Here is a 12,993-nt window from a genome sequence, read left to right on the forward strand (position 1 = left end):
TTACTTATCTACTAAATAAGCTATGTCACAGTCAACTTTAGTTTCTACCCGTATCGATAAATGGCTTTGGGCCGCGCGTTTTTTTAAAACCCGCAGTTTGGCGACAAACGCGGTTGAACTAGGCCGCGTCTTGCAAAACGAGCAAAGAGTTAAACCAGCGCACGCAGTGAAAGTTGGTGACATTCTGGAGATTCATCATGCTGATCAAGTATGGCAAGTCGAGGCTTTAAGAATTCTTGAAGTGCGCGGCTCCGCCAGCATTGCACAAACCATGTATGCAGAAACTGCTGACAGCATCACAAAACGTCAGCAAAGAGCCGAATATCGTCGTCTACATACCGAACCAGCGGCGCAACTTCAACAACGCCCAACCAAACGTCAACGCCGCCAATTAGACAATATCGCAATCGACTAGCTCAGCAACGATGAATGGAATAGATAGTTATCCACAATGAACCATCACAAGGTGGCTGATAAACAACTTTGATTCCAATTTGTAATAGTGATCTGAAATTTTAATCAAATTTCAGCGTATATTATTCCTCGGCAAGCGTTCCTATTTTCCTTACCTGAATTTCGTTAATATTGTTCGAATAACTGAACACAAACCATCTAGCTCTATTCTGAAACATTGTAGTGATCCTCGAAGGAGATTCAAATGCAAGCGTTTTATGATCTAAAAATAGCCACCAAGCTCATCTTTGGTTTTGTCGCTGTACTCTTATTGACCTGCTTATTAGGTGTGTTTTCTATCATTCAACTGACGCGGCTCAATAGCGCCGCCGATGAAATGGGAAACGATTTGATGCCAAGCTCGATTAGTGGGATGGGCATGAAAGAAAGCGTATCTCGGATGCGATCACAAGAAGCGCAACTAGCCACTGCAGAAACACCTGAGCTAGCAAAAACTTATCAGGATAGAACCAATGAAGCCATTGAGGCCTTCCGTAAAAGTCATAAAGAATTTCTGAAAAACGCTGACTCGCCCGAAGTCAAAAAAGCATTAGATGAATTATTGATCGCCTTCAGCGCGTATGCACAAATCTCGGAAAAAATCAGCAATTTGGCGCGCGAAGGAAAAACCCAAGACGCCGTTGCGCTATTACGCACAGAGTCATCTGCAAGCAATCGCAAAATGCGCGGCATGCTCGATAAAATCGTTGATGCACAATTACTTGCGGGACAAAAAGCTGCTGAAAACAGCCACGAACTATTTCTTAAAGCACGCTTACTGATCATCGTCGCAATCGCGATCAGCATCGCGATCGGTTTTATCATGGCGATTTGGTTAGCGAGAATCGTTTCTAAACCATTGCAAAATGCAGTGGGATTAGCGCAATCAATCGCTGCTGGAGATTTAACCAATAAAATTGAAGCAGAAAGCACTTGTGAGACTGGTCAGTTGATACGCGCACTGGCAGACATGAATACTAGCCTACTGAATGTGGTTACCGAGGTACGCGCTGGCACAGAACAAATCAATCATGCTGCGACAGAAATTGCCAGCGGCAACTTAGACCTTTCCAGCAGAACCGAAGAACAAGCTAGCTCTTTGGAAGAAACTGCATCCTCGATGGAAGAAATCACCGCGACCGTCAAGCATAATAGTGAAAACGCAAAGCAAGCGAATGTATTGTCTCAAACCGCTACGTCGATCGCTGAAAAAGGTGGCACTGTCGTTTCAGAAGTCGTATCAACGATGACATCAATCAACGAGTCTTCCAAAAAAATTGTCGACATTATTAGTGTCATCGATGGTATCGCATTCCAAACCAATATTCTCGCCCTCAATGCGGCGGTAGAAGCCGCCCGTGCTGGCGAGCAAGGCCGAGGCTTTGCGGTGGTTGCATCCGAAGTGCGCAGTCTAGCGCAACGCTCCGCCAGTGCGGCCAAAGAAATCAAAGAGTTGATCAATGATTCGGTAGAAAAAGTCAGCCAAGGAACACGCTTGGTCGATACTGCTGGTAGCACGATGCAAGAAGTGGTTGAAAGTGTGAAACGCGTCAGCGATATCATTAGTGAAATCACGGCTGCTGGTCAGGAGCAAACTAGCGGCATAGAACAAGTGAATCAGGCTATCATCCAAATGGATGGCGTAACGCAGCAAAACTCTGCCTTGGTAGAAGAAGCCGCCGCTGCCGCTGCCACTCTGCAAGAACAATCTGCTAATTTAGTACAAGTGGTCAGTGTGTTCAAACTAGACAATCAAAATTCTTATCAAAATACAGCCACCTCCGCTCGCCATAGCACCCGCACCAATCCGGCGAAAAAGGCTGCACCTGCCGTCAGAAAAGCAGCACCCACAATCGCGCAACTCAAATCATCCAACACCAAAGCAGAGGCCAACGCCGATTCTTGGGAAGAGTTCTAGCGGCTAAATTGTGATCAAAAGCGCATAAGCGCTAGCCAAATCAGCGCCATCATCTTCACTGAGGTGAGATGATGGCATTACCTTATAAATAACAAAAAACACATGGCGTTGTGATCTCGCACACTGTTGTAGGTATTCCATTCTAATGACTTTTTTCTGATTGACTTTTAAAGTCGCATGTTGAATAGTACGGTCGTTCGATTATTTTCTGTAGCGTAGTCAAGTTGCTTCCATTTCAGCATCGCTAAAGAAGTTTTCTGAGCACCGATTTAGCAAGCACGAGCAACCACAAGTAACAATCAGAACCGCATTTGATTCTATGAATATCACATCGAAGTTTATGCGCAAGGGAGAACTTACCCGCGCAGCGATATTAGAAACGGCATTGCAGTCGGCAAGTCGGCATGGGCTCGAAGGCTTAACTATTGGTTTGCTCGCTGAACAAATGAATATGAGTAAATCGGGTGTATTCGCTCATTTCGGCTCACGTGAAGATCTGCAAATTGCGGTACTCAAGCTGTATCACCACTTATTTGAACAAGAAGTGTTTTACCCCAGCATGAAAGAAGATCGGGGCTTGCCACGCTTGCGTTCGATGTTTTCTTTGTGGGTCAAGCGTGTGACCCAAGAAATTGCATCTGGCTGTATTTATATTAGCGGGGCGACCGAATACGATGATCGCCAAGGACCGATCCGCGATGAGTTAGTTGGCATGGTCAACGCTTGGCAAGGCGCACTATTGCGCGCAACCATGCAAGCACAAGAATTTAAGCATTTACAAGCGGATATCGACCCCGCACAAATCGTGTATGAGATGTATGGCCTGATTTTGGCATTGCACCACGATGCCCGTTTCTTAAAGAAATCAGGTAGCGTCAACCGCGCAGAAACAGGTTTTGAAAGAATGATTCAATCGTACGCGCCGTATAAATCGGCAGCATAAAAAATATAGGCACAAAAAATATAGCAACAGATTTTATTGATTACGGCAATTGTTACTTTTTATTTTTAGAACTTATTTAGTCCAGAGGAGAAAATCATGGGTCAATACATCGCTCCATTACGTGATATGCAATTCGTTTTACATGAATTGTTGGGAGTAGAAGCAGAGTTAAAAGCACTGCCGAAATACGAAGAAATTGATGCCGACATCATCAATCAAGTGATGGAAGAAGCGGGCAAGTTTTGCTCTGAAGTGATTTTCCCACTGAATCATTCTGGTGACCGCGAAGGCTGCCATCATGATAAAACGACGCACTCAGTAACAACACCAAAAGGCTTTAAAGAAGCTTACAAACAATACGTCGAAGCAGGCTGGCCTGCCCTCTCTTGCGACCCAGAATATGGCGGTCAAGGTTTGCCGCTGGTGATGAATAATTCATTGTATGAAATGATGAATTCCGCGAATCAAGCTTGGACTATGTACCCAGGTTTATCACACGGTGCTTACGAATGTTTGCACGAGCACGGCACACCAGAGCAAAAAGCACAATTCTTGCCAAAATTGACCTCCGGCGAATGGACAGGCACGATGTGCTTGACCGAGCCACACTGCGGCACCGACCTCGGCATGTTGCGTTCCAAAGCAGAACCACAAGGCGACGGCACTTACAAAATCACGGGCGCGAAAATCTTTATCTCTGCCGGTGAACATGATTGCGCAGACAACATCATTCACTTGGTGTTAGCGCGTTTGCCAGACGCACCAGAAGGCTCCAAAGGTATTTCCTTATTCCTTGTTCCAAAATTCTTGGTTAATGCAGACGGCAGCTTAGGTGCTCGCAACCCTATTTTCTGCGGCGCGATCGAAGAAAAAATGGGTATTCACGGCAACTCCACTTGCCAAATGAATTTGGATGGCGCGATCGGTACCTTGATCGGTCAACCACACAAAGGTCTGAACGCGATGTTCGTGTTCATGAACGCAGCGCGTTTGGGCGTAGGTATGCAAGGTTTGGGCTTGACCGAAGTCGCTTACCAAAATGCGTTGATCTACGCAAAAGATCGTATTCAAATGCGTAGTTTGTCTGGCCCTAAAGCACCAGACAAACCAGCTGATCCGATTATCGTTCACGCTGACGTACGTCGTATGTTATTGACGGCAAAAGCATGGGCCGAAGGTGGTCGTGCATTGTGCTCACACGCAGCAATTTTGCTGGACAAAGAATTGAATCACCCAGATGAAGATGTGCGTAAAGAATGCGCCGATGAAGTCGCTTTGTTGACACCAATCATCAAAGCATTCATCACTGATAATGCATGGACAGCGACTTCTGAATGCTTACAAGTCTACGGCGGTCACGGTTATATCGCTGAATGGGGCATGGAACAATATGTACGTGACGCACGTATTAACTTGATCTATGAAGGTACTAACACAGTACAATCTTTGGACTTGTTGGGTCGTAAAATTTTGCAGGACAACGGCGCGAAACTGCGTAAGTTTGGTGCAAAAGTGCAAGCGTTCGTGGAAGAAAATGGCACTGATGAAGCGATGTCTGAATTCGTCACACCACTGGCTGACTTGGGCGACAAATTGACCAAGTTGACGATGGAAATCGGCATGAAGGCTTTCCAAAATCCTGACGAAGTGGGCGCAGCTGCGGTTCCTTACTTGCGCGTTGCAGGTCATTTGGTCTACAGCTATTTCTTCGCGCAAATGGCGAAGATCGCTTTGGCGAAACAAGATTCTGGCGATACCTTCTACAAAGCTAAGTTAGCGACGATTCGTTTCTACTTTGCGCGTTTGTATCCAGAAACAGCGATGTTGATTCGCCAAGCACGTTCTGGTTCTGCGAATTTGTTGTCTTTAGAAGCTGATTTATTCTAAAAATGTCTCGACAAATCCAATTCTAAGGTGCCTCACGGCGTTGCCAATACTCGCAATATCGACATATTGCTCCGTTTGGCGCCTTGTGATGCATTCCTATAATTGAATTTCTAAAGACATTTTGCTGCGATGTTTTTATAGGGCGGCACGAATTCATTCCGCCCTACCCCAACCAAGTTTGACTTCGTAACCCTGTATTTCAATTTTATTAGAAGGTACGTCAATGCCTAATTTCATCGTCAAGAAAGTCGCCGTCCTCGGCGCTGGTGTGATGGGAGCGCAAATTGCTGCGCACTGTGTCAATGCCAAAGTTCCTGTCGTTTTGTTCGACCTGCCAGCCAAAGAAGGTCCGAAAAACGGTATCGTTCTCAAAGCGATTGAGAACCTGAAAAAACTCAACCCAGCGCCACTGGGCGACAAAGACGATGCAGCCTTGATCGAAGTCGCGAACTACGAAGACAACCTCGACGTTTTAGCTGGCTGCGATTTGATCATCGAAGCGATTGCAGAACGTATGGATTGGAAACACGATCTGTACAAAAAGGTTGCGCCACACATTGCACCAAATGCGATCTTCGCCTCTAACACTTCAGGTTTGTCGATCACGGCCTTGTCTGAAGGCTTTGATGCAGAGTTGAAAGCGCGTTTCTGCGGTGTGCATTTCTTTAACCCACCACGCTATATGCACTTGGTTGAATTGATCCCAACTGCAGCGACACGTTCTGAAATCCTCGACCAACTCGAAGGTTTCTTGACGACGACTTTGGGTAAAGGCGTGGTTCACGCGAAAGACACACCGAACTTCATCGCCAATCGCGTTGGTATCTTCGGTATGCTCGCAACGATCTACCAAGCCGAACAATTCGGCTTGAGCGTTGACGTCGTCGATGATTTGACTGGTAAAAAATTAGGCCGTGCTTCTTCTGGTACTTTCCGTACGGCTGACGTCGTCGGTCTCGATACCATGGCACACGTCATCAAAACGATGCAAGATAACTTGCAAGATGATCCATTCTTCGCTGTCTACAAAACACCAGAAGTCTTGGCGAAATTGGTCGCCGCTGGCACGCTCGGTTCCAAGTCCGGTGCAGGCTTCTACAAGAAAGTCGGCAAAGATATTTTGCGTTTAGATTTCGCGAGCGGTGAATACGTTCCAGGCGGCGCCAAGGCAGATGACTTGGTCGGTCGCATCTTGAAGGAAAAAGATCCTGTCAAGAAGATGAAATCTTTGCGTGAGTCGACCAATAAACAAGCACAATTCTTGTGGTCCATCTTCCGTGACGCATTCCATTACATCGCGATTCATGGTGCGACGATTGCGGACAATGCACGCGATATCGACTTCGCTATGCGTTGGGGCTTTGGTTGGAATGTCGGTCCATTCGAAACATGGCAAGCTTCTGGTTGGCAGCAAGTAGCAACTTGGGTCAAAGAAGATATCGATGCAGGTAAAGCACTGTGCGCAACACCATTGCCAGCGTGGGTATTTGAAGGCCCAGTAGCAGAAAAAGGTGGTGTACATACACCAGAAGGTTCATGGTCTATTAGCCGCAACACTTTTGCTCCACGCTCTAATTTGGCAGTCTACAACCGTCAAGCATTCCGTGCTCCCGTATTGGGCGCTGGTGCAGAAACAGGTGCAACTGCTGGCGTTACCTTCTTCGAAGATGATTCTGTCCGCATCTGGCATCAGAACGATGATGTCTTGATCTTGTCCTTCAAGACCAAGATGCATGTGATTGGCCCAGGCGTGGTCGCTGGTATGGAAAAAGCGATTGCTGAAGCCGAGAAGAACTTCAAAGGCTTGGTGATCTGGCATGCCGACGCAGCGGAAGGCGGTGCTTTCTCTGCTGGTGCAGATTTGCAAGCGATGTTGCCATTGTTTATGTCTGGCGGCGTGAAAGCGATCGAACCAGCCGTATCACAACTGCAAAACGCACACCAAGCGTTGAAATACGCGAACATCCCTGTGGTTGCTGCAGTAGCTGGTTTGGCACTCGGTGGTGGTTGCGAGTTGATGATGCACGCTGCAAAACGCGTAGCCGCACTCGAATCCTACATCGGTTTAGTTGAAGTTGGCGTGGGCTTGGTTCCAGGCGGTGGCGGCTTGAAAGAAGCGGCTGTACGTGCAGCGAAAGATGCAAAAGGCACTGACCTCTTGCAATTCTTGAAGAACTACTTCACGAATGCAGCGACGGCAAATGTGTCGAAGTCTGCTTTGGAAGCGCAAAAAATGGGCTACCTCGGCCAAGACGACGTCATTGTTTTCAATGCTTTCGAATTGTTGCACGTGGCAAAAGTCGAAGCACGCGCCATGTTCGACGCAGGCTATCGCCCACCAATGCGCAAACTGGTACCAGTCACAGGCCGTCACGGCATTGCAACCATCGGCGCGCAATTGATCAATATGCGTGATGGTGGCTTCATCTCTGCACATGACTTCAAACTCGGCAAGATGATTGCAGAAGTCGTTTGCGGTGGCGATATCGACAATGGCAGCATGGTCAGCGAACAATGGTTGCTCGACATGGAACGCAAAGCGTTTATGGAATTGTTGAACCATCCAAAAACACAAGAGCGCATCATGGGCATGATGCAAACTGGCAAACCAGTACGTAACTAATTCATCGAGGACTCGACAATGACTACTCAATTACAAGACGCATACATCGTTGCGGCAACTCGTTCTCCTATTGGTAAATCTGGACGCGGCTTTTTCCGCAATACTCGTCCAGATGACTTGCTGGTTGGCGTATTGAAATCTGCTTTGGCACAGGTGCCAAATCTCGATCCAAAATTGATCGAAGACGCGATTGTTGGCTGCTCCTTCCCAGAAGGCGCACAAGGTTTGAACTTGGCACGTATGAGCGTGCTGTTGGCAGGTTTGCCAAACACCATCGGTGGCGTAACGATTAACCGTTACTGCGCTTCTGGTATCACGGCAGTGGCTATGGCTGCGGACCGCATTCGCGTTGGCCAAGCTGACGTCATGATCGCCGCGGGTGTGGAATCCATGTCCATGGTGCCGATGATGGGTAACAACCCATCGATGAACATGGCGATTCTCAAAGACGAAAATGCCGGTATCGCTTACGGTATGGGTTTGACTGCAGAGAAAGTCGCGGCGCAGTGGAAAATTAGCCGTGAAGCGCAAGATGCCTTCGCTTTGCAATCGCATCAACGTGCATTGGCTGCACAGGCGGCTGGTTACTTCGATGCGGAAACTACACCATTCGAAATTATCGACCGCGTACCAAACTTGGCAACGGGCGAAATCGAACTCAAAACACGTACCGTGAATCGTGACGAAGGTGCACGTCCAGACACTTCTTTGGAAGGTTTGGCGAAACTGAAAGCGGTGTTCGCGGCGAAAGGTTCTGTGACTGCCGGTAACAGCTCACAAACGTCTGATGGCGCAGGTGCGTTGATTTTGGTTAGCGAAAAAATCTTGAAGCAATTCAACCTGACACCATTGGCACGTTTTGCATCCTTCGCAGTACGCGGTGTACCACCAGAAATCATGGGTATTGGTCCGAAAGAAGCGATCCCAGCAGCATGTAAAGCGGCGGGCATCACACAAGACCAAATCGACTGGTTCGAATTGAACGAAGCGTTTGCGGCGCAATCTTTGGCAGTGGTACAAGACCTCGGTCTCGATCCAGCTAAAGTGAACCCTATGGGCGGCGCGATTGCTTTGGGTCACCCATTGGGCGCAACTGGTGCGATTCGTTCTGCGACGACGATCCATGCTTTGCATCGTAATAAGTTGAAGTACGGTATGGTGACGATGTGTGTGGGAACGGGTATGGGGGCAGCAGGTATCTTCGAACGCATGTAAATCCAATTCTGGGGCGCAAGGCGTCGTTGCAAATGCGCGCAATACTTATGTATTACTGTGCTTCGCGCCTAGCCCTGCATCCCCACAATTGAATTTAAGTGACTATTAAGAGTTTATCGGACGAGTTAGAGTTTGTAGGGCGGGTGAAACCCGCGCCGCCGGACGCTTGGATGAATTTGGCACTGCCCTACGAGCCAACAATAAACAAGTTCTTACGATCGAATCCCTTGCACGAAACTAAACCGCACATCAAAACTGTGCGGTTTTTTTACGGAGTCTGTATGAACACGATTGAAACGACAACGCTGATTGCGAAAGATGGTACCGAGCTGGTGGGGCGCAAGTATTCACCTGCGTGTACGGTGCGTGCGGTGGTGTTGATTCCCGCGGCAATGGGTGTCAAGCAGCAGTTTTATGCGCCTTTTGCGGAATTCTTGTGCGAGCATGGATTTGCTGTGTTGAGCTTCGACTATCGTGGTATGGGCGAATCTTTGGATGCGCGTTTTAGCAAGTCTTTACGTGGCTTTGAAGCGGATATTAGCGATTGGGCCGAACTCGACTATAACTCGGCCTTACATGCAGCGAAGGCTTGGCATCCTGAACTTCCGTTTTTGGTGATTGGTCATTCGCTCGGCGGTCAACTTGCTGGCTTGCTGCCTGATAATCATTTAATCGATGGCTTACTTACTGTCGGCTCAGGCACCGGCTATTGGCGTCATAATGCACCGCCAACCAAACGTACCGTGTGGTTGCTATGGTATTTCTTAGTGCCGCTTTATACCAGCATCTGTGGCTACTTTCCAGGCAAGAAGTTGCGCAGAGTGGGCAATCTTCCTAAAGGTGTGATTTATCAATGGTCGCGCTGGTGCAAAGATCCACGTTATTTTGTCGATGAAAATGGCAAGGCCATGCGCACCTACCATCAGCAATTTACCGCCCCGATTCTAAGCATGAGCTTTACAGACGATGAAATGATGGGTCGTAAAAACATTGACCGACTGCACGATTATTTCAGCCGTGCGCAAGTCGAACGGCGCTACATACAACCGCAAGACGTAAAGGCAGAACGTGTTGGACACTTCGGCTTTTTTAGAGCGGAGTTTCGACACAGCTTGTGGCAACAAGCTTTACAATGGCTGACCCAACAAAACAAACAGCATCCCTCCGCACAACCTAACTAAATCAAGAGACATCATGGAAATTCTGACCAACATCAATGACGGCATTTTGACGATCAATTTCAATCGTCCAGAAAAGAAAAACGCGATCACGTTTGGCATGTATGAAGCGATGGCAAATGCGATCAATGCAGCGAATGACGATAAAAACGTCAGCGTGATTTTGATTACTGGTAAGCCAGAAATTTTCACTGCAGGAAATGATCTGGAAGACTTCATGAAACACGCCAGTAGCTTAGCTTCAGCAGAAATGCCGCCCGTGTATCAATTCATGCATGCCTTAAACGATGCGCAGAAACCGGTGATCGCTGCGGTCTCAGGTGGCGCGGTTGGTATTGGTACCACCTTATTAATGCATTGTGAGTTAGTGTACGCGGCCGATAATGCAAAATTCTCGATGCCATTCACGCAATTAGGTTTGTGCCCAGAATTCGCATCCAGCATGGTCTTACCGCAAATTGCAGGCTATCAACGCGCAGCGGAAATGCTGTTATTAGGCGAAGCATTCAATGCGCAACAAGCTTATGAAATGGGCCTAGTGAATAAAGTCTTGCCGCTCGAAGAATTATTGCCGTACGCAGAAAAACAAGCAGCAAAAATCGCCGCTTTGCCAGCCAAATCAATACGCTTAACCAAGAGTTTAATGAAGGCAAACCAACCGCAAGCGATACGCGACAAGATGAACGAGGAAAATGCGCATTTCGGCGCGATGCTGTCACAGCCTGAAGCACGCGAAGCAATGATGGCGTTTTTCCAAAAACGTAAACCCGAATTTAAGCAGTTCAATTAATTCGCGATAAATCGACCTTCGTTGGGATCTTAAACTGCCACAAAAATCGGCATCGATAATTTGAAAATTGCTACCATATTTATCTACACTTTAGTTGAAAACGCCTCGACGTTCACGTTTGATCGTGGAGGCATCTCGTATATCAGTTTTCGTTTCAGTCGCAGTACATAATTTACTAGAAAAACCTCATTCTGATCGCTCCCAAAGTCATTGTCGACATTCCTAAAAAAACACTACTACCTCGAATGCCAATCCACTCAAGTTCCACGTATTGCAAAAAATCTTCACACTCACGAACTGCATCAGACAATACGAACATATTCGTACAAAGCATATATGGTTGCAGACCATTTTCCCCTATCAATGCCGATCTCTCGAATTTGTTTAAATCAGAAATTGAGTCACGTACTTTTGAGATTAAATTCACAAGTCATTAACATAACTCAAAGCTCAAGAAATTATTTCACTCCATGCATCCATTTTTGAATTAACGGTGCCAATAAAAACAAGAGTATGCTTGCGCCTAGCAGGGAATAGAAACCAAATGAATATCCATGTAATGCTGATGGAATAGACATCCCTTTGTCACCGCTTACATAGCCAGCAAAAATTCCAGACAAATTATTACCAATTCCAGTTGATAGAAACCATCCCCCCATACCCAAACCGACAAGACGTGGCGGTGCCAACTTTGTAACCATAGACAATCCGATCGGCGACAAACACAGTTCGCCAATTGATTGCAGGGCATACACCGCGATCAAAGTCCAAAACGGAATTTTGTAGTGTTCGTCAACCAAAAAAGATAGTGCGTACATGAGAAGTGCAAACGCGGTCGCATTACCAAATAACCCGCATGCAAATTTTTGCGGCACTGTTGCTTCACGTTGATGTTTGGTAAGAAAGATCCAAAGAGCCGCGACCAGAGGAGCCATCAAGACAATAACCAAAGAATTCACGCTTTGAAACCAGCCCGTTGGGAAAACAAATCCCCCTAAATTCCGATCGACGATTTCACTAGCCAAAAAAGTAAAAGAACTTCCTGCTTGTTCAAAAAACATAAAGAAGACAACATTGAATCCAAATATGGTAAGCATTGCGATTACACGATCCCTTGCGATGCGACCGAGGCGCGCACCTTCTACTAAGAGCGCAATAGCAAGGGCAATGAACATAGCGGCAAGCAACCACTGTATGGTACTGGCGCTACAAGTCAATAAACCATAAGTCGCGGGTATTACTAATAGCGAACCAGCTAATACAGACATCACACGCTTAGCTTGTCCTTCACGTACTATTGGCGCTCCGATACACTTCAATTGTCGACGCCCGATTGAGAACCACAATAGGCACATCAACATTCCGCAGCCTCCAGCGATGAACACTGCCTTATAGGCTGGCATTTGACTAGTTCCGAAGATTTTCTCTGCAAGTAAACCGGTGAATAAGGGAGCAATAAAACCACCAGTATTGATTCCCATATAGAAAATCGTGAATCCAATATCACGACGTGAATCATTTTCGTGATAAAGCTTACCAACCAAGCTAGAAATATTTGGTTTGAACAAGCCATTACCAACAATGATCGTCGCCAATCCAAATTTGAATACCTGTGGATCAGGGTACGTAATCATAAAAAGACCGGAAGCCATAATCACCGCGCCAAGCAAAATAGCGTGTTGATAGCCAATAATACGATCAGCCATATAACCACCGATCAGAGCACTCGCATACACTAAGGCAAGATAGGAACCATACACAAAATTAGCTGATGCTTGGCCGGATGGGTCTCCCTCGTGAAACTGCGCAACGATGTACAAAACCAATGCCCAACGAATTCCATAAAAAGCAAAGCGCTCCCAAAACTCAGTCATAAATAACATCCATAATGGACTAGGATGCCCCCACAGTTCACGAAATTCTGGTTTATTGGGGAGCGGATTAGCGTTTGCTTCGATAGACATTTTCGGTGCAGTCCTAATAGTT

At 46.8% G+C, this 12,993-nt stretch carries 9 protein-coding genes; 8 read left to right on the top strand and 1 reads right to left on the bottom strand.

The features are described 5' to 3' along the window. Positions 1-22: 22 nt before the first annotated feature. The 8 genes from IE103_RS10575 (at position 23) to IE103_RS10610 (ending at position 11,007) form a co-directional block, all read left to right on the top strand. Positions 23-415 (top strand): RNA-binding S4 domain-containing protein, encoded by a 393-nt coding sequence (locus IE103_RS10575; protein ID WP_189346074.1) that lies wholly within the window; start codon positions 23-25, stop codon positions 413-415. 243 nt (positions 416-658) lie between these two features. Continuing rightward, on the top strand, positions 659-2,371 hold the full coding sequence (locus IE103_RS18545) for a methyl-accepting chemotaxis protein (RefSeq protein ID WP_189346075.1): 1,713 nt from the start codon (positions 659-661) through the stop codon (positions 2,369-2,371). 340 nt (positions 2,372-2,711) lie between these two features. Beyond that, complete coding sequence (locus IE103_RS10585; protein ID WP_189346354.1) at positions 2,712-3,314, top strand: TetR/AcrR family transcriptional regulator; 603 nt, start codon at positions 2,712-2,714, stop codon at positions 3,312-3,314. Between the two features lie 96 nt (positions 3,315-3,410). Then, positions 3,411-5,201, top strand: coding sequence for an acyl-CoA dehydrogenase C-terminal domain-containing protein (locus IE103_RS10590; RefSeq protein ID WP_189346076.1), 1,791 nt, complete (start codon positions 3,411-3,413; stop codon positions 5,199-5,201). Positions 5,202-5,424: 223 nt separating this feature from the next. Further along, a complete protein-coding gene (locus IE103_RS10595) occupies positions 5,425-7,824 on the top strand; it encodes a 3-hydroxyacyl-CoA dehydrogenase/enoyl-CoA hydratase family protein (protein WP_189346077.1) in 2,400 nt (799 codons plus the stop codon). An 18-nt stretch (positions 7,825-7,842) separates the two neighbouring features. Further along, complete coding sequence (locus tag IE103_RS10600; protein ID WP_189346078.1) at positions 7,843-9,039, top strand: acetyl-CoA C-acyltransferase; 1,197 nt, start codon at positions 7,843-7,845, stop codon at positions 9,037-9,039. Positions 9,040-9,320: 281 nt separating this feature from the next. Continuing rightward, positions 9,321-10,220, top strand: a complete 900-nt coding sequence (locus IE103_RS10605; RefSeq protein WP_229827221.1) for an alpha/beta hydrolase family protein — start codon at positions 9,321-9,323, stop codon at positions 10,218-10,220. Between the two features lie 13 nt (positions 10,221-10,233). Then, the gene (locus tag IE103_RS10610) at positions 10,234-11,007 is read left to right on the top strand and encodes an enoyl-CoA hydratase (RefSeq protein ID WP_189346079.1); all 774 of its coding nucleotides are present in this window, start codon (positions 10,234-10,236) and stop codon (positions 11,005-11,007) included. Positions 11,008-11,465: 458 nt separating this feature from the next. Here the strand turns inward: IE103_RS10610 and IE103_RS10615 are convergent, their stop codons facing one another. Next, positions 11,466-12,971 carry a peptide MFS transporter gene (locus IE103_RS10615; RefSeq protein WP_189346080.1) on the bottom strand — a complete coding sequence of 502 codons (1,506 nt, stop codon included), beginning with the start codon at positions 12,969-12,971 and terminating at the stop codon, positions 11,466-11,468. Positions 12,972-12,993 lie beyond the last annotated feature (22 nt).

The organism is Affinundibacterium macrobrachii, assembly GCF_014652415.1.
Lineage (GTDB): Bacteria > Pseudomonadota > Gammaproteobacteria > Burkholderiales > Burkholderiaceae_D > Undibacterium > Undibacterium macrobrachii.